At 72.6% G+C, this 16,825-nt stretch carries 18 protein-coding genes; 10 read left to right on the top strand and 8 right to left on the bottom strand.

From position 1 onward, the window contains the following. Positions 1 to 2: 2 nt before the first annotated feature. Genes CCO04_RS19290 through CCO04_RS19270 form a run of 5 tightly spaced genes read left to right on the top strand, consistent with a single transcriptional unit; the run spans position 3 to position 4,786 of the window. Positions 3 to 1,058, top strand: a complete 1,056-nt coding sequence (locus tag CCO04_RS19290) for a thiolase domain-containing protein (protein ID WP_215815789.1) — start codon at positions 3 to 5, stop codon at positions 1,056 to 1,058. Continuing rightward, the gene (locus CCO04_RS19285; protein ID WP_215815788.1) at positions 1,058 to 2,218 is read left to right on the top strand and encodes a thiolase domain-containing protein; all 1,161 of its coding nucleotides are present in this window, start codon (positions 1,058 to 1,060) and stop codon (positions 2,216 to 2,218) included. Before CCO04_RS19290 ends, CCO04_RS19285 begins: the two co-directional genes overlap by 1 nt. 43 nt (positions 2,219 to 2,261) lie before the next feature. After that, positions 2,262 to 2,975, top strand: a complete 714-nt coding sequence (locus CCO04_RS19280; RefSeq protein WP_215815787.1) for a hypothetical protein — start codon at positions 2,262 to 2,264, stop codon at positions 2,973 to 2,975. A 10-nt stretch (positions 2,976 to 2,985) separates the two neighbouring features. Continuing rightward, positions 2,986 to 3,753, top strand: a complete 768-nt coding sequence (gene map / locus CCO04_RS19275; protein ID WP_215815786.1) for a type I methionyl aminopeptidase — start codon at positions 2,986 to 2,988, stop codon at positions 3,751 to 3,753. Between the two features lie 25 nt (positions 3,754 to 3,778). Further along, positions 3,779 to 4,786: a hypothetical protein gene (locus CCO04_RS19270; protein WP_215815785.1), complete on the top strand. Its 1,008-nt coding sequence runs from the start codon at positions 3,779 to 3,781 to the stop codon at positions 4,784 to 4,786. On the opposite strand, the gene CCO04_RS19265 is transcribed toward CCO04_RS19270, so the two are convergent. The 6 genes from CCO04_RS19265 to CCO04_RS29880 form a co-directional block, all read right to left on the bottom strand. Beyond that, positions 4,770 to 6,041 carry an MFS transporter gene (locus tag CCO04_RS19265; RefSeq protein WP_215815784.1) on the bottom strand — a complete coding sequence of 424 codons (1,272 nt, stop codon included), beginning with the start codon at positions 6,039 to 6,041 and terminating at the stop codon, positions 4,770 to 4,772. The genes CCO04_RS19270 and CCO04_RS19265 overlap by 17 nt on opposite strands. Next, positions 6,023 to 6,208 carry a hypothetical protein gene (locus CCO04_RS19260; RefSeq protein WP_215815783.1) on the bottom strand — a complete coding sequence of 62 codons (186 nt, stop codon included), beginning with the start codon at positions 6,206 to 6,208 and terminating at the stop codon, positions 6,023 to 6,025. Before CCO04_RS19260 ends, CCO04_RS19265 begins: the two co-directional genes overlap by 19 nt. Before the next feature lie 32 nt (positions 6,209 to 6,240). Continuing rightward, a complete protein-coding gene (locus CCO04_RS19255) occupies positions 6,241 to 6,801 on the bottom strand; it encodes a PepSY domain-containing protein (protein WP_215815782.1) in 561 nt (186 codons plus the stop codon). A 93-nt stretch (positions 6,802 to 6,894) separates the two neighbouring features. After that, on the bottom strand, positions 6,895 to 8,226 hold the full coding sequence (locus tag CCO04_RS29885; RefSeq protein ID WP_215815781.1) for a cell wall metabolism sensor histidine kinase WalK: 1,332 nt from the start codon (positions 8,224 to 8,226) through the stop codon (positions 6,895 to 6,897). A gap of 1 nt (position 8,227) precedes the next feature. Beyond that, positions 8,228 to 8,905, bottom strand: coding sequence for a response regulator transcription factor (locus CCO04_RS19245; protein ID WP_215815780.1), 678 nt, complete (start codon positions 8,903 to 8,905; stop codon positions 8,228 to 8,230). Positions 8,906 to 8,986: 81 nt separating this feature from the next. Next, positions 8,987 to 10,222: a cytochrome P450 gene (locus tag CCO04_RS29880; protein WP_215815779.1), complete on the bottom strand. Its 1,236-nt coding sequence runs from the start codon at positions 10,220 to 10,222 to the stop codon at positions 8,987 to 8,989. A 155-nt stretch (positions 10,223 to 10,377) separates the two neighbouring features. Here CCO04_RS29880 and CCO04_RS19235 point away from each other — a divergent pair, with 155 nt between their 5' ends. Continuing rightward, the gene (locus tag CCO04_RS19235; RefSeq protein WP_215815778.1) at positions 10,378 to 11,541 is read left to right on the top strand and encodes a steroid 3-ketoacyl-CoA thiolase; all 1,164 of its coding nucleotides are present in this window, start codon (positions 10,378 to 10,380) and stop codon (positions 11,539 to 11,541) included. Between the two features lie 87 nt (positions 11,542 to 11,628). Here CCO04_RS19235 and CCO04_RS19230 read toward each other — a convergent pair whose 3' ends face one another. Further along, positions 11,629 to 12,513 (bottom strand): SDR family oxidoreductase, encoded by an 885-nt coding sequence (locus CCO04_RS19230; RefSeq protein WP_215815777.1) that lies wholly within the window; start codon positions 12,511 to 12,513, stop codon positions 11,629 to 11,631. Beyond that, positions 12,510 to 13,280, bottom strand: coding sequence for an SDR family oxidoreductase (locus tag CCO04_RS19225; protein ID WP_215815776.1), 771 nt, complete (start codon positions 13,278 to 13,280; stop codon positions 12,510 to 12,512). The genes CCO04_RS19230 and CCO04_RS19225 overlap by 4 nt, the downstream gene beginning before the upstream one ends. Before the next feature lie 40 nt (positions 13,281 to 13,320). On the opposite strand from CCO04_RS19225, the gene CCO04_RS19220 reads away from it, so the two are divergent. From CCO04_RS19220 to CCO04_RS19205, 4 genes are read left to right on the top strand one after another with little or no spacing between them, the layout of a single operon-like run. Further along, entirely contained in the window at positions 13,321 to 14,079 is a 759-nt protein-coding gene (locus CCO04_RS19220; protein ID WP_215815775.1) for an enoyl-CoA hydratase family protein, read from the top strand. Further along, positions 14,079 to 14,978 (top strand): CoA transferase subunit A, encoded by a 900-nt coding sequence (locus CCO04_RS19215; protein ID WP_215815774.1) that lies wholly within the window; start codon positions 14,079 to 14,081, stop codon positions 14,976 to 14,978. Before CCO04_RS19220 ends, CCO04_RS19215 begins: the two co-directional genes overlap by 1 nt. Beyond that, positions 14,975 to 15,730 carry a CoA-transferase subunit beta gene (locus CCO04_RS19210; RefSeq protein ID WP_215815773.1) on the top strand — a complete coding sequence of 252 codons (756 nt, stop codon included), beginning with the start codon at positions 14,975 to 14,977 and terminating at the stop codon, positions 15,728 to 15,730. The genes CCO04_RS19215 and CCO04_RS19210 overlap by 4 nt, the downstream gene beginning before the upstream one ends. Beyond that, the gene (locus CCO04_RS19205; protein WP_215815772.1) at positions 15,727 to 16,794 is read left to right on the top strand and encodes a nitronate monooxygenase family protein; all 1,068 of its coding nucleotides are present in this window, start codon (positions 15,727 to 15,729) and stop codon (positions 16,792 to 16,794) included. The genes CCO04_RS19210 and CCO04_RS19205 overlap by 4 nt, the downstream gene beginning before the upstream one ends. Positions 16,795 to 16,825 lie beyond the last annotated feature (31 nt).

Raw genomic sequence — 16,825 nt, 5'->3', positions numbered from 1 at the left:
ACATGCGTGACGTTGCCGTCGTCGGGTTCGCGCAGCGACAGCTGCAGGACTACGACGGATCCCCCCAGTGCGCCGAGCTCCTGGTGCCGCTGTTCGCGGAGTGCTACGAGCAGACCGGGTGGACCAAGAAGGACATCGGCTTCTGGTGCTCCGGCTCCTCGGACTACCTGGCCGGCCGCTCGTTCTCGTTCGTGAGCGCGATCGACGCGATCGGCGTGCTGCCGCCGGTCAACGAGTCCCACGTCGAGATGGACGCCGCCTGGGCGCTCTACGAGGCGTGGCTCAAGATCCAGACCGGCGAGGTCGACACCGCGCTGGTGTTCGGCTTCGGCAAGGCCTCGGCCGGCGTCCTGCGCCGTACCCTCGCGCTGCAGTTGGACCCCTACACGCTCACTCCCCTGTGGCCCGACACCGTCTCCATCGCCGCGCTGCAGGCCCGGCTCGGCATCGACGCCGGCGCCTGGGACGAGACCGCGATGGCCGAGGTCGTCAACCGCTCCCTCTCCGACGCCGAGAAGAACGAGTACGCCGTGCGCGCGGGCGGCTCGTCCGTCGCCGACCTGCTCGCCCGGCCGATGTTCGCCGACCCGCTGCGCAAGCACGACGCCGCCCCGGTGACCGACGGCGCGGCCGCGATCGTCCTCGCCGCCGGCGACAAGGCCCGCGAGGTCCGCGACCGCCCGGCCTGGATCACCGGTCTCGCGCACTTCGCCGACGGCCTCCAGCTCGGTACCCGCGACCTGACCCGTTCGGAGTCGGCGTACCGCGCCGGGGCCGCGGTGGGCGGCACCGCCGGCGTCGAGATCGCCGAGCTGCACGCGCCGTTCAGCCACCAGGAGCTCATCCTGCGCCGCGAGCTCGGCCTGGCCGACGACGTCCGGATCAACCCGTCGGGCGGTCCGCTCGCCGGCAACCCGATGTTCACCGGCGGCGCCATCCGGATCGGCGAGGCCGCCCGCCGGATCTGGGACGGCACCGCCGACAAGGTGCTGGCCCACGCGACCAGCGGCCCGGCACTGCAGCAGAACCTCGTCTGCGTCATGGAGGGAACGAACTGATGGGCAAGACTCCTGCCGCCGTCGTCGGCGTCGGCCAGACCCACCACCGGGCCAAGCGCGAGGACGTCTCGATGGCCGGCCTGTGCCGCGAGGCGATGGACCGCGCGCTCGAGGACGCCGGGATGACCCTCGACGAGATCGACGCGATCGTCGTCGGCAAGGCGCCCGACCTGTTCGAGGGCGTGATGATGCCCGAGCTCTACCTCGCCGAGGCGCTCGGCGCGGCGGGCAAGCCGCTCCTGCGCGTGCACACGGCCGGCTCCGTCGGCGGGTCGACCGCGATCGTGGCCGCCTCGCTCGTGCAGTCGGGCGTGCACAAGAAGGTCCTCACCGTCGCGTTCGAGAAGCAGTCGGAGTCCAACGCGATGTGGGCGCTCTCGGTGCCCGTCCCGTTCGTGATGCCGGTCCACGCCGGTGCAGGCGGCTACTTCGCCCCGCACGTGCGCTCCTACATCCGCCGCTCCGAGGCGCCCACCCACATCGGCGCGATCGTCGCCGCCAAGGACCGCACCAACGCGCTCAAGAACCCCTATGCGCACCTGCGCGAGGAGAAGACCGTCGACCAGGTCCTCGCCTCCCAGATGCTCTGGGACCCGATCCGCTACGAGGAGACCTGCCCCTCCTCCGACGGTGCCTGCGCGCTCGTCATCGCGGCCGAGGACGTCGCCGCGTCCTCGCCGAACCCGGCGTGGATCCACGGCACCGTGATGCGCTCGGAGCCGACCACGGCCGCCGAGCGCGACCAGGTCAACCCGCAGGCCGGCCGCGACGCCGCGGCCGCGCTGTGGAAGCAGGCCGGCATCACCAGCCCGATCGACGAGATCGACGCGGCCGAGATCTACGTGCCGTTCTCGTGGTTCGAGCCGATGTGGCTCGAGAACCTCGGCTTCGCGGCCGAGGGCGACGGCTGGAAGCTCACCGAGGCCGGCGAGACCGCGATGGGCGGCCGGATCCCGGTCAACTGCTCCGGCGGCGTGCTCTCCTCCAACCCCATCGGCGCCTCCGGCATGCTCCGCTTCGGCGAGGCGGCCCTGCAGGTGCGCGGCGCGGCCGGCGAGCACCAGGTCGACGGCGCCCGCAAGGCGCTCGGCCACGCCTACGGCGGCGGCTCGCAGTTCTTCGCGATGTGGGTCGTGGGAGCGGACAAGCCCACCAACTGACGACGCGGTTTGCGGGCGGGGATCGGCGGTTAGGGTCCGTGGGGTGAGTGAGCCCCCGGCGTCCTACCCGCCTCCCCCGCCCTCCTACGGCGGCGGGCCCCCTCCCCTGGCGCCACGCCCACCCGGCAACGGCACGGCCGTCGCCTCGCTCGTCCTGGGCATCGTCGCGCTCTGCTTCTCGCCGATCCCGCTCGTCAACCTGCTCGGCGCGGTCTGTGCCCTGATCGGGCTCGTCCTCGGCATCGTCGCCCTCCTGCGGGCGCGGCGGCTCGGCCGCCGGGTGATGGCCGGCTGGGGCACCGGCCTCAACGCGGTCGCGCTCGTCATCTCGGTCGTGGTCGGCTTCCTGGTGCTGCGCTACCTCGGCGACCTGCTCGACTTCGTCGACCCGCCCGAGCCCAGCGCCGAGGTCGGCGAGCGCTTCACCACCGACGACGGCGACCTGTCCATCGAGGTCACCTCCATCACCTGCGGCCCCTCGGAGTACTCCGCGGGCGCCGAGACCTGCACCTTCGCGTTCGACGTCACCAACAAGAGCGACCGCACGATCTACCTCGACCACATCCGGGTCAAGGCGGTCGTCGACGGCCAGTGGCGCGACCCGAGCCTCGAGGGCGTCAGCACGCTCGAACCGGGCGCCTCGGCCACCAGGACCGGCGACGTCACCCTGCGCGACGAGCGGCTCGACGGTCTCGCCTTCGACGCCGACGACGCGTCCAGCCACAGTGCCGTCGTGGTTGCCGCGCCGGGCCCGTAGTCTTGACCTCGTGATGGAGCTGCGTACCCCCACCCAGATCGAGCAGATGCGACCCGCGGGTCGTTTCGTCGCCTCGGTGATCAAGGCGCTCGGCGAGAAGGCCGACGTCGGGGTCAACCTGCTCGAGCTCGACGAGCTGGCGCACCGGATGATCAAGGACGCCGGCGCCGAGTCCTGCTACATCGACTACCACCCGTCGTTCGGCGCGAGCCCGTTCGGCAAGGTCCTCTGCACCTCGGTCAACGACGCGGTGCTGCACGGGCTCCCCCACGACTACGTCCTCCAGGACGGCGACCTGCTCTCCGTGGACTTCGCGGCCTCGGTCGACAACTGGGTCTCCGACTCCGCGCTCTCCGTCGTCGTCGGCACCCCGCGCGAGGAGGACCTGCGCCTGATCGAGGTCACCGAGCGCGCCCTCGCCGCCGGCATCGACGCCGCCCGGGCCGGCAACCGCCTCGGCGACATCTCTTTCGCCATCGGCAGCGTCGCCCACGAGGCCGATCTCAAGGTCAACCTCCAGTTCGGCGGCCACGGTGTCGGCCGGACCATGCACGGCGAGCCCCACGTCGCCAACGACGGCCGCGCCGGCCGCGGTCCCAAGCTGCGCCCGGGGCTGGTCATCGCCATCGAGCCGTGGTTCCTGCACACCACCGACGAGATCGTCTTCGACCCCGACGGCTGGACGATCCGCAGCGCCGACGGCTCGCGCGGCGCCCACGCCGAGCACACCGTCGCGATCACCGACGGCGACCCGATCGTCCTCACCGCCCGCGACTGAGCCGGCCGGCCAGGGACGCGCTGCGGTGGGCATCTTCCGGCGCCGGCGGCGCGACGACGAAGAGCCCACCCCCGCCGGGCCCGACGTGCCCTCCGAGCCCGCCGGGCCCGCGGTGCCCGGCACGGACGCCGAGCCCGACGAGGCCCTGCCCTTCCTCGGCGTCGCCGAGGCCCGGCACCTGCGCGCCCTGGTCCGCACGGCGTTCGCCGAGCGCGGCATCGAGGTGAGCGTCCACGCCGGCCACGTCGCCGACGACGCCGGCCGCCAGTTCGGCCTCTGGAACGTCGCGGCCGCCTGCCACCAGGACGACCGCGGTCGCGCCGCCTGGCCCTTCCTCGTCGGCTCCCACGTCGAGCGGGTGCTGGCCAGCATGGACGCACCCGACCCGTTCGGCGAGCTCAGCCCCGACGAGGCGGCCGCCCGGACGTTCGTCCGGCTCTACGAGCGCGAGGCGATCCCCCGCCTCGACGGCTTCCCCTTCCGCGAGTTCGCCCCGGGGCTGGTCGAGATGCTGGCGCTCGACCTCCCCGACACCGTCGCCGTGTACGACGACGCCCGCGCCGAGCGCCTCGGCGGCGTCGACGCCCTGCGCGCCCACGGACTCACCAACCTGGACCGCCAGCCCGTCGAGCAGCTCGAGCGACTCGACCTGCCCGACGGCGGCGGCGCCTTCCACGTCCTGCTCGGCGAGTCGGTCCACACCGCGAGCCGGGCGCTCCTGCTGCCCCGGCTCGCGACCGAGCTCACCGGACACGAGAGCGGCCGGCACGGCTGGCTGCTCTGCGTCCCCAACCGGCACCAGGTCGCCTGGCACCTGGTCCGCGACGCGACCGTCATCCCCGTGGTCCAGGCGATGGCCCGGTTCGCGGCGCTCGGCTTCGGCGACGCACCCGGGCCGCTCAGCCCGCACCTGTTCTGGTGGGACGGCGGCGGCTACCAGCAGCTCAGCCGGCTCGACGAGGACGGCGCCCTGTCGATCGTCGTGAGCCCGGACTTCCAGCGGGTGCTCGAAGAGCTCACCGGCGGGTCCTGAGCACCCCCGCGAGCAGCACCAGCGCCGCGACCTGGGCGAGCGCGACCACCACGGCGAGGACCGTCGCGTGGTCGGTGACCAGCGCCCCGGCGACCACGCCACCGGCGATCGCGCCGAGGCCCTGGACGGCCGCGAACACGCCGTACCCGGTCGCGCGGCGGGATCCGGGCACCACCGCCGCCACCTGGGCCTTGACCGTCGAGTCGAGGATCCCCGTCGCCACGCCCCACAGGGCCACCCCGGCGAGCACCGGCGCGAGCCGGTCGGCGAACACGAGCGGCGGCAGCACCGCCACCAGCACCGGTACGACGAGCAGCACCCGCGGCCCCCAGCGGTCGAACACGACCCCGGTCCCGAGCGCCGCCACCGCCGCCGTGGCCATGGCGAGCGCGTAGACCACCGGCGCCGCCGCGAGCGGCACCAGCCCGGTCTCGACGAACCGGAAGGAGATGATCCCGAACGTCATCAGGCCCGCCGTGGCCAGCGCCGCCGCGGCCGAGAAGACGTGGAACCGGGCCGGCAGGTCGACGCCCAGCGCCGCCCCCAGCCCCCGTCGCACGGGGGGATTCGTTGGCTCGGACGCGGTGGCGACCACCGACTCGTCCGGTACGACGGCGGCGGTGAGCACCGGGGCCCGGCGGGCGAGCTGGGCGAGGACGAGGAGCGAGAGCGCCCCCGGCACCGCCAGCACCGCGAAGCCCGGCCACAGCACACCGGTCAGCGCGGCGACCCCGGCGACGACGAGCGGTCCGGCGAAGGCGCCGACCTGGTCGAGCGCCTTGTGCACCCCGAAGGCCCGGCCCAGGCTGCCGCCGGCCGCCACCCGCGCGAGGAGCGCCGACTTGGCGGGACTGCGGATCGCCTTGCCCGCCCGCTCGGCGAGGATGAGCGCCGCGGCGACCGCGACGCCCGCCGTACCGAGGGCGGGAGCGAGGGCCAGGAGCGGCACGCACACCGCGGTCAGCGCGTACCCGACGACCGTCAGCCGCCAGTGCCGCCCGCTGCGGTCGGCCCACGGACCGGTCCCGAGGCGGAGCAGCAGCGCCATCGCCTCACCGGCACCGGTGACCAGACCGACCACGACGGCCGACGCACCCAGCGTCCCGAGGTAGGGGCCGGCGACCGAGCGCATCCCCTCGTAGACCATGTCGGCCAGCAGGCTGACGAGGCCGAAGGCGACGACCGTGCGCCAGGGGGACCAACCGGTCCCGGCCGACGGCCCGGCCGTCGCGGAGGTCAGTGGCTGATCCCCCACAGGAAGCCGAAGATGCCGGCGGCGACGCCGAGGCCGACGATGATCCACAGCGAGATCCAGGCCAGGCTGTGCATCCCGTGCTGGTAGTGGTTCTCGGCGAATCCGGGGAACTGGTCGGCGTTGAGCTCGCTCATCTCACCCTCCTGGTGGTCGTCAGCCTGCGTCACAGGCAGACGCTACTGCACTCCGGCCGGGGACGTCAGCGGTCCTGCACCCGGGCCACGACGGCGAACGCGGCGTCCAGGTCGACGTCCCACTCGGCGCCGGAGCGGTCACGCACCTCGACCTCGTAGGCCACCCCGGGGTCGTCGCTGGGGTCGACGTCGACCACGGTGCCGCCGCCGACGGCGGCCAGGGCGGCCTTCTCGGCGGCGGTGCGCTCGGCGGTGCTGAGGAGCCGGTCGTCGGCGTCGGGGCGCTCGACGGCGCCACCGGTGCTGCCGGTGCCCGCGAGGTCGTCGGCGTCGTCGGCGTCGCGCTCGACCACCCGCAGGTCGGCGTCCAGCGTGATGTCGACCTCGCGGCCGTCCTCCAGCCGGACCTCGACCTCGTAGGCCTCACCCCGGTCGTCGCTCTTCTCGACTTCGACGGCCTTGCCGCCGCCGGCCGCGGTCACGGCGGCGGTCTCGACCCGGTCCCGCTCGTCGCCGCGGACCTCGTCGGCGGACGCCGCCCACAGCGTCCCGCCGACGGCCAGGACGGCGACGGTGGCGACGGCGGGGATGACGATGCGCTTGCGGCGCAGGATGGTGGTCTTCATGGGAGTTCCTCTCTCGGCTGCTTCTGCTCTCGGTGTGGTGCCGAGCCTGCCGGGAGGTCGCTGAACCCTTCCTGAAGCCGTCTGAAGGCCTCTTCAGGAAGGCAGCCGGACGACGAACCGGGCGCCGCCCAGGGCCGAGCCCTCGGCGCTCACCGTGCCGCCGTGGGCCCGGACCAGCTCGCGGACGATCGCCAGGCCGAGCCCGCTGCCGCCGGCGTCGCGGGCCCGGGCGTCGTCGAGGCGCACGAACCGCTCGAAGACGCGCTCCCGGTCGGCCTCCGGGATCCCGGGGCCGTCGTCCTCGACGCTCACCCGTACGCCGGCACCGTCCTCGACGACGCCGAGCGCGATCCGGGTGCGGGCATGGCGCAGGGCGTTGTCGACGAGGTTGCGCACGACCTGCCCGAGGGCGACCGGGTCGCCCTGGACCCGGCCGGGGCCGACGGCGGTGGTGTCCGCGGCGATCCCGCTCCGGGCGGCCCGGCGGGCCTCGGTGAGCACCAGGTCGTCGACGTCGACGTCGACGCGCGTGGCCTGACCGCGCCCCTCGCCGGCCCGGGTCAGCACCAGGAGCTGGTCGACGAGGACCTGCATCCGGACCGACTCCTCGAGGACCGTCGCGGCGAGCTCGCCCTCGTCGAGCGCGCCCGGGTGGGCCTGGGCGACCTCGGCCGCCTGGCGCAGGCTGGCCAGCGGCGAGCGCAGCTCGTGGGAGGCGTCGCCGACGAACTCCTCCTGGCGCCGCGCGGAGTCCTGGAGCCGGCCGAGCATGCCGTTCATCGTCCGGGCCAGCCGGCCGATCTCGTCGCGGGCCGGCGGCTCGGGCACCCGGCGGTCGAGCCGGCTGCCGGTGATCTGCTCGACCTCGCGGCGGATCCGCTCGACCGGACCGAGCGCGCGCGAGACGACCAGCCAGGTGGTCGCGCCGACCACCAGGAGCAGCACCGGCAGGCCCACCAGCAGCGGTGTCAGCAGCGCCGCGGTGGTCTCGTCGACGTCCTCGAGCGAGACCCCCACCACGACGACGTACGCCGTACCGGCGTGCTCGGCCTCCTCGCTCGCCACGACATAGGGATGGTCGGCGCCGGCCAGGTCGACGACGTCCTCGTCGTCGGCCGGCAGCGCGCCGGTGAGCGGCTGCGAGGCGCTGACCACGGCACCGCCGGGTCCGAGCACCTGCCAGACGACCTCCTCAGGGTCCTCGGGGTCCTCGTCGTCGTCCTCGGGGTCCGCTGCGCCCGGCGACGCCGGCGGTCCCCCGGCCTCGACCTGCGCCGCGAGGTCGGCGGCCCGGTGCTCGGCGGTGGCCTCGGCCGCGTCGTGCAGCGAGCCGCGGACCACCAGCACGAGCGCCGCGGCGCCGATCAGCAGGGCCAGGGCCACCACGACGACGGCGCCGAGCGTGGTGCGGGTGCGCACGGCCACGTCAGCCTCCGTCGCTCGCGAGCCGGTAGCCCGCGCCGCGGACCGTCTGGATGGCGTCGCGCCCGAAGGGCCGGTCGACCTTGTTGCGCAGGTGCCGGACGTAGACCTCGACGATATTGGGGTCGCCCTCGAAGTCGCCGTCCCAGACGGCGTCGAGCACCTGGCGCTTCGAGACGACCTCGCCCGGGTGCCGGGCCAGGAAGGCGAGCACCGAGAACTCCCGCGCGGTCAGGCTGATCTCGGTGCCGCCCCGGTGCACCCGGCGGGCGGCGGGGTCGACGACGAGGTCGCCGAGCTCGAGCGCGGTCGGCCGCTCCCGGGCGCCGCGCCGGGCGACGGCACGCAGCCGGGCGACGAGGACCGGGAACGAGAACGGCTTGGTGAGGTAGTCGTCGGCCCCGGTGTCGAGGCCCTCGACCTGGTCCCACTCGCCGTCCTTGGCGGTGAGCATCAGGATCGGCGTCCAGTTCTTCTCCGCGCGCAGGGTCTCGCAGACCTTGTAGCCGTTGATGCCGGGCAGCATGAGGTCGAGCACGATCGCGTCGTACTCGTTCTCCCGAGCGAGCCACAGCCCGTCGGTGCCGTCGTGGGCCACGTCGACCGCGAAGCCCTCGGCCTCGAGCCCCAGGCGCAGCGAGCGCGCCAGCCGTCGCTCGTCGTCGACCACCAGCACCCGCACTCCGCACCTCCGGCGACAGACAGACAAAAGGACTCAGGGTGGCCCCATTCTCACGGAGCCACCCTGAACCTGCGCTGAAGGTCAGTGGTACTGGACCTGCATCTCCTTGATGGCGTTGAGCCAGCCGGAGCGGAGCCGGCGCGGCTCGCCCACGAGCTCGATGTCCGGAGCCAGGTCGGCGATCGCGTTGAAGATCAGGTTGATCTGCAGGCGGGCCAGGTTGGCGCCGAGGCAGTAGTGCGCGCCGTGGCCGCCGAAGGCAACGTGCGGGTTGTTCTCGCGCAGGATGTTGAAGGAGAACGGGTCGTCGAAGACGGTCTCGTCGAAGTTCGCGGAGGCGTAGAACATCGCCACCCGGTCGCCCTTCTTGATCGCCTGGCCGGCCAGCTCGGTGTCCTTCTTGGCGGTGCGCTGGAAGACCGTGACGGGCGTCGCCCAGCGGACGATCTCGTCGATGGCGGTCTCCGGGCGGTCCTTCTTCCACAGCTCCCACTGGTCGGGGTGCTCGAAGAAGGCGTGCATGCCGTGGGACGTCGCGTTGCGGGTCGTCTCGTTGCCCGCGACGGTCAGCAGGATCACGAAGAAGCCGAACTCGTCGTTGGTGAGCGCGCCGTGGTCGTCGTCGGCACCGACGCTGATCAGCTTGGTGACGATGTCGTCCTGCGGGTTGGCCCGGCGCTCGTTGGCGAGCTGGTCGAAGTAGACCAGGATCTCCATCGAGGCCACGGCCGGGTCGGCGCCGATGTCCGGGTCGTCGTAGCCCATCATCTGGTTGGACCACTCGAAGAGCTTCTTGCGGTCCTCCTGCGGGACGCCGAGGAAGTCGGCGATCGCCTGGAGCGGGAGCTCGGCGGCGATGTCCTCGACGAAGTCACCCGAGCCCTTGGCCACGGCGCCGGCGACGATCTCGCGCGCCCGCTCCTCGAGGACCGTCTTGAGGGCCGCGATCACGCGCGGGGTGAAGCCGCGGGACACGATGCCGCGCATCTGGGTGTGGTCCGGCGGGTCGTGGTGGATCAGCATCGCGCGCTGGACCTCGACCTGGTCGCGCGTCATGTCGGGCGCGAACCGGATGATGACGCCGTTCTCCATCGCGGACCAGTTCTCGTTGTCCTTGGAGACCTGGCGGACCTCGGCGTGCCGGGTCAGCGCCCAGTAGCCGGTGTCGAGGAAGCCGGCGCGCGCCTCGGGGATCTGCTCGATCCAGCGGATCGGCTCGCTCTCGCGCAGCGCGCGGAACTGCTCGTGCGGCACGGCCACTTCGTTGATGTCCGGATCGGTGGGATCCCAATCCGTCGGGATGAGGAGCTCGGTCACGCGCTGCGCCTTTCACTGCGGCCAATGGGGGTGGAACACGTTCTATGGACCTACCGTACAAAGCATCGCGGGATTACGAAAGGGTTTCGTGAACTCTTCTCCGCCAGCCGGGAGCACTCATAGAACGTGTTCTAGTTTGCTGCTACCGTGGCGCTATGGGCAACCCTGTGATCGTTGACGCCGTCCGTACCCCGCTGGGCAAGCGCAAGGGCTGGCTGGCCGGCCTCCACCCCGCGCAGACGCTCGGCTTCGTCCAGGCCGAGGTGCTCCGCCGGGCCGGGGTCGACCCGGCCCTGGTCGAGCAGGTCATCGGCGGCTGCGTGACCCAGGCGGGCGAGCAGTCCAACGACGCCGTGCGCCGCGCCTGGCTGTACGCCGGACTCCCCCAGGCCACCGCCGGCACGGCCCTCGACGCCCAGTGCGGCTCGGGCCAGCAGGCCACCCACCTGGTCAACGACATGGTCGCCGCCGGCACCATCGACGTCGGCATCGCCTGCGGCGTCGAGATGATGTCGCGCATCCCCCTGGGCGCGAACGTGCCCCCGGGCATGGGCGACCCGCGTCCGGCCGACTGGTCGATCGACATGCCCAACCAGTTCGAGGCCGCCGACCGGATCGCCAAGAACCGCGGCCTGACCCGGGCCGACCTCGAGGCGCTCGGCCTGGCCTCGCAGGCCAAGGCGAAGGTCGCCGTCGAGGAGGGCCGGTTCAAGCGCGAGATCGCGCCGATCGAGGCCCCGGTGCTCGACGACGAGGGCAACCCGACCGGCGAGACCCGCGTGGTCGACGCCGACCAGGGCCTGCGCGCGACCACCGCCGAGGGCCTCTCGGGCCTGCGCACCGTGCTCGAGGGCGGCCTGCACACGGCCGGCACCTCGTCGCAGATCTCCGACGGCGCCGCGGCGCTGCTCATCATGGACGAGGACAAGGCGCGCGCCCTCGGCCTCACCCCGCGGGCCCGGATCAAGGCCCAGTGCCTGGTCGGCTCCGACCCGTACTACCACCTCGACGGCCCCATCGACGCCACCCAGCGGCTGCTCGACAAGACCGGCATGGCGATCAGCGACTTCGACCTGTTCGAGGTCAACGAGGCGTTCGCCTCGGTCGTGCTGTCGTGGGCCGGCGTGCACGGCGTCGACATGGACAAGGTCAACGTCAACGGCGGTGCCATCGCGCTGGGCCACCCGGTCGGCGCCACCGGCGTCCGCCTCATCACGACCGCGCTGCACGAGCTGGAGCGCCGCGACGCCTCCACCGCGCTGATCTCCATGTGCGCCGGCGGCGCGATGGCGACCGGCACGATCATCGAGCGGATCTGACGCACCTCTCCCTCCGTACGACGAGAGGGGCTCACCGGTGATCCGGTGAGCCCCTCTCGTGCGTGACGGGGTCGATCGGCCCGCGGGTCAGGCCGTGCCGTAGACCGGCTCGGGGGCCGGGCCCTCGGCGAGCATGTCGCGTAGCGCGCCACCGACCTTCTCGGCCTCCCAGCGGGCACCCGCGTCGCGCGAGGCGCCGTGGCTCCAGCCGTTCTCGATCGTGATCACCGAGCCGTCGATCTCGATCACGCGACCGGTCACGTCGCCGGCCTCCTCGGAGGCGAGCCAGGCGACGATCGGCGAGTTGTCCTCGGGCAGCGCCATGGCGGAGGTGTCGAACGCGCCCTCGGTCATCCGGGTCTTGGCGACCGGCGCGATCGCGTTGACGGTGACGCCGTAGCGGCCCATCTCGGCGGCGGCGACCAGCGTCAGCCCGGCGATGCCGGCCTTGGCCGCGGAGTACGTCGCCTGGCCGATCGAGCCCTGCATGCCGGCGCCCGAGGAGGTGTTGATGACCCGGGCGGCGAGCTGACGGCCCTCCTTGGCCTCGGCCCGCCAGTAGGCACCCGCATGGCGCAGCGGAGCGAAGTGACCCTTGAGGTGCACCCGGATGACGGCGTCCCACTCGTCCTCGGCGGTGTTGACCAGCATCCGGTCGCGCAGGAAGCCCGCGTTGTTGACCAGGATGTCGAGCCCGCCGAAGGTGTCGATCGCCTGGCGGATCATCGCCTCGGCGGCCGCGAAGTCCGCGACGTCAGCGCCGTTGACGACCGCCCGGCCGCCCATCGCCTCGATCTCGGCGACGACCTCGTGGGCCGGCGACTCGTCGGTGCCCTCGCCGGCCGCCGAGACGCCGTAGTCGTTGACGACGACCGCGGCACCGTGGCGGGCGAGTTCGAGGGCGTGGGCGCGGCCGATACCGCGGCCGGCTCCGGTGACGATGGCCACGCGGCCGTCGAGCAGCTGGGTCACGAGTTCTCTCCTGAGTTCTGGAAGATGTGCAGGAAGACCGGCATCTCGCCGCCGCCGTGACAGGCGAGGCTCGCACCGGAGACATAGGCCGCCAGGTCGCTGGCGAGGAAGGCGGCGACATTGCCGATCTCGTCGAAGCGCGCCATCCGGCGCAGCGGGATCGTCCGCTCGATCGCGGCGACGGTCTCGTCGCCGCCGTAGTGGTCGGCGGTGTCGGCGGTGCGCACCAGGCCGACGTCGATGCAGTTGACCCGCACCTTCGGGCCCCACTCCATCGCCAGCGAGGTGGTCAGCGAGTCGACGCCCGCCTTGGCCGCGCCGTACGCCGCCGTGCCGGGCGAGGGCCGCAGCGCGGAGACGGACGAGATGTTGATGATCGCGCCGCCGTTCTCCTGGTCCTGCATGACCCGGTTGGCGGCCTGGCTGACGTGGAGCGCGGCCATCAGGTTGAGCCCGACGACCTTCTCGCTCAGCCGCGGCGAGGCGTCGGCGGCCATCACGAACGGGCCGCCGCCGGCGTTGTTGACCACGATGTCGAGCCGGCCGTGCCGGGCGACGATCGCGTCGACGAGCGCCGCGACCGAGTCGGGGTCGCGCACGTCGCAGGTCAGGTGGCTGGCGCCCGCGGGCGGCTCGGCCTCGGAGCGGCCGCAGGTGACCACGGTCGCGCCGGCGGCGATCAGCACCTCGGAGATACCGCGGCCGATGCCGCGCGCTCCGCCGGTGACGAGGGCGACCCGGCCGCCAAGGTCCACGCTGAGTGTCATGACTCCACAATACCAAGCAAATGCTTGGTAGCATGCATCTATGACAGTCACCAGCGAGTTGCGTCCGGACGGCATCCGCGTCGTCACGATGAACGCTCCCCCGGTCAACGCCCTCACCGTGCAGGGCTGGTTCGACGTGGCCGCGGCCCTCGACGAGGCCAGCGCCGACCTGGACACGAAGGTCGTCGTCCTCCGCGCGGAGGGCAAGGGCTTCAACGCCGGCGTCGACATCAAGGAGATGCAGAACACCACCGGTTTCGAGGCACTCCTGGGCGCCAACCGGGGCTGCTTCGCCGCCTTCAAGGCTGTCTACGAGTGCTCGGTTCCCGTCGTCGCCGCGGTCAACGGCTTCTGCGTCGGCGGCGGCGTCGGCCTGGTCGGCAACGCCGACGTCGTGGTCGCCAGCGACGACGCCTACTTCGGCGTCCCCGAGGTCAACCAGGGCGCCCTCGGCGCGGCCACCCACATGGCCCGCCTGGTCCCCCAGCACATGATGCGCACGCTCTACTTCACCGCGCGCACCATCAAGGCCGCCGAGCTCGTGCAGTTCGGCTCGGTGCTCGAGGTGGTCCCCCGCGACGAGCTCGACGCCGCCGCACTCAAGGTCGCCGGCGAGATCGCCGCCAAGGACACGCGCGTCATCCGCGCGGCCAAGGAGGCGCTCAACGGCATCGACCCGATCGACGTCAACAAGTCCTACCGCTGGGAGCAGGGCTTCACCTTCGAGCTCAACCTGATGGGCGTCAGCGACGAGCTGCGCGACGACTTCGCCGGCACGGCCAAGGCCAAGGGGGCCTGATGAGCACCAACCGCAAGCCCCGCGACAAGCGCATGTCGATCGACGAGGTGATCGGCAGCCTGGAGAGCGGGATGACCATCGGCATCGGCGGCTGGGGCCCGCGGCGCAAGCCGATGGCGCTGGTCCGTGCGCTCTACAACTCCGACCTCACCGACCTGACGATCGTCAGCTGGGGCGGCGCCGACGTGGGCCTGCTCGCCCGCGCCGGCAAGATCCGCCGGCTCGTCTACGCGTTCGTCTCGCTCGACACGGTCCCGCTGGAGCCGAACTTCCAGCGCGCCCGCCAGGCCGCCTCGATCCCCGAGGTCGTCGAGCTCGACGAGGGCATGTTCCAGACCGGCCTCAAGGCCGCGGCCGAGCGGCTGCCCTTCCTGCCGATGCGCGCCGGGCTCGGCTCCGACGTGCTGGTCAACAACCCGTGGATCAAGACCGTCGCCAGCCCGTACGACGAGGGCCACGGCCACGAGGAGCTCGTCGCGGTCCCCGCGCTGCGCCTCGACGCCGCGCTCGTCCACCTCAACCGTGCCGACCAGCACGGCAATGCGACGTACCTGGGGCCGGACCCGTACTTCGACGACCTCTTCGCGATGGCCGCCGACAAGACCTACGTCAGCGTCGAGCAGGTCGTCGACACCGCCGGCCTGACCGTCGACACCCCCGTGCAGCGGCTGCTGCTCAACCGGATGATGGTCAGCGGCGTCGTCGAGACCCCGCGCGGCGCGCACTTCACCACCTGCACGCCCGACTACGAGCGCGACGAGAAGTTCCAGCGTGCCTACGCCGCCGCGGCCGGCGGCACCGACGAGGAGTGGCAGGCCTTCCACGACCGCTTCCTCGCCGGCGACGAGGCGGCCTACCAGGCAGCCGTCCAGGCCTTCACCGAGGAGAACGCCCGATGAGCGACTACACCCGCGCCGACGTCTGCGCCGCCGCGATCGCGGACGCCTTCAGCGAGGACGGCGAGATCTTCGCCAGCCCGATGGGCCTGCTGCCGACCCTCGGGGTCCGGCTCGCCAAGCTGACCTCGAACCCCGACCTGGTGATCAGCGACGGCGAGTCGCTCTTCCTCGGCGGTACGCCGCCGCTGGGCGGCAAGGACGTCGTCGAGGGCTGGATCCCGTTCCGCCGCGTCTTCGACGTCGTCGCCTACGGCAAGCGCCACGTGATGATGGGCGCCACCCAGGTCGACCGGCACGGCAACCAGAACATCTCCGCGATCGGCCCGTTCGCCCAGCCCAAGCGCCAGCTCCTCGGCTCGCGCGGCGCCCCGGGCAACACGGTCAACAACCGGACGTCGTACTGGGTGCCGAAGCACTCGACCCGGGTCTTCGTCGAGGAGGTCGACATCGTCTCCGGCGTCGGCCCCGCCCGCGCGGCCGCGGCCGGCCCGGGCGCCTCGCGCTTCAACGACATCCATCGCGTCGTCAGCAACCTCGGCGTCTTCGACCTCGGCGGCGCCGGCTCGACCGTGCGTCTGGTCTCGGTGCACCCGGGTGTCACCGTCGACGAGGTCGTCGCCGCGACCGGCTTCGCGCTGGAGGTGCCGGCCGAGGTGCCGGAGACCCGCGCGCCGTCGTACGAGGAGCTGGTGATCATCCGCGAGGTCCTCGACCCCAAGGGCCTGCGCTTCAAGGAGGTGCCCGCCGAATGATCGCCCAGCAGATCCGCACGCCCTTCACCGACCTGGTCGGCGTCCCCCACCCGGTCGTGCAGACCGGCATGGGCTGGGTCTCCGGCCCGCGCCTGGTCTCCGGCACCGCCGAGGCCGGCGGCCTGGGCATCCTCGCCTCGGCGACGATGACCTTCGCCGAGCTGGAGCAGGCGATCATCGAGGTCAAGAGCCGCACCGACAAGCCGTTCGGCGTCAACCTGCGCGCCGACGCCGCCGACGCCCCCGACCGCTGCCGGCTGCTCATCGACCACGGCGTCAAGGTGGCCTCGTTCGCGCTGGCCCCCAAGCCCGAGCTGATCACCCAGCTCAAGGAGCACGGCATCGTCGTGATGCCCTCGATCGGCGCCGCCAAGCACGCAGTCAAGGTCGCCTCCTGGGGCGCCGACGCCGTGATGATCCAGGGCGGCGAGGGCGGCGGCCACACCGGCGCCGTCCCCACCACGCTGCTGCTGCCGACCGTCCTCGACGCCGTCGACATCCCGGTCATCGCCGCGGGCGGCTTCTTCGACGGACGCGGCCTCGCCGCCGCCCTGTCCTACGGCGCCGCCGGCGTCGGCATGGGCACCCGCTTCCTGCTGACCCGCGACTCCGCGGTCCCGGACGCGGTCAAGGAGCTCTACCTCTCCAAGGGCCTGGCCGACACCGTGGTCACCACCAAGGTCGACGGGATGCCCCACCGGATGCTCCGCACCGACCTCGTCGACTCGCTCGAGGAGACCTCCGCCGTACGCCGCTTCGGCCCGACGATGCGCCGCACCCTGGAGTTCAAGAAGTCCTCCGGCATGTCCTGGTCCGGCCTGCTCAAGGACGGCCGCGCCATGAAGAAGGCCCAGGGCCGCACCCTCGGCCAGATGGCCCTCGCCGCCAACACCCCGACCATGCTGCGCGCCGGCCTGGTCGAGGGCGACACCTCCGCGGGCGTGCTGGCCAGCGGCCAGGTGGTCGGCGTGATCGACGACCTGCCCTCGTGCGAGGAGCTGGTGGAGCGGATCGTCGTGCAGGCGGCTGCGGAGCTGAAGCGGGCGTCGTCGTACGTCGTGTGAGGTGAGTGGACGGAGCCCGGCTCTGTAGCGG

Origin of the sequence: Pimelobacter sp. 30-1 (assembly GCF_018831735.1) — a bacterium.
GTDB lineage: Bacteria > Actinomycetota > Actinomycetes > Propionibacteriales > Nocardioidaceae > Nocardioides.
Note: the sequence above shows the minus strand (reverse complement) of the source record. Positions and strands in the feature narration are given on the sequence as shown.

Bases quoted from the DNA above. Each gene is read 5' to 3' on its own strand.
- CCO04_RS19220 (WP_215815775.1), top strand. From the start codon at position 13,321: ATGACAGTCACCAGCGAGTTGCGTCCGGACGGCATCCGCGTCGTCACG.
- CCO04_RS19215 (WP_215815774.1), top strand. From the start codon at position 14,079: ATGAGCACCAACCGCAAGCCCCGCGACAAGCGCATGTCGATCGACGAG.
- CCO04_RS19225 (WP_215815776.1), bottom strand. From the start codon at position 13,280: ATGACACTCAGCGTGGACCTTGGCGGCCGGGTCGCCCTCGTCACCGGC.
- CCO04_RS19235 (WP_215815778.1), top strand. From the start codon at position 10,378: ATGGGCAACCCTGTGATCGTTGACGCCGTCCGTACCCCGCTGGGCAAG.
- CCO04_RS19205 (WP_215815772.1), top strand. From the start codon at position 15,727: ATGATCGCCCAGCAGATCCGCACGCCCTTCACCGACCTGGTCGGCGTC.
- CCO04_RS19290 (WP_215815789.1), top strand. From the start codon at position 3: ATGCGTGACGTTGCCGTCGTCGGGTTCGCGCAGCGACAGCTGCAGGAC.
- CCO04_RS19285 (WP_215815788.1), top strand. From the start codon at position 1,058: ATGGGCAAGACTCCTGCCGCCGTCGTCGGCGTCGGCCAGACCCACCAC.
- CCO04_RS19255 (WP_215815782.1), bottom strand. From the start codon at position 6,801: ATGAAGACCACCATCCTGCGCCGCAAGCGCATCGTCATCCCCGCCGTC.
- CCO04_RS19210 (WP_215815773.1), top strand. From the start codon at position 14,975: ATGAGCGACTACACCCGCGCCGACGTCTGCGCCGCCGCGATCGCGGAC.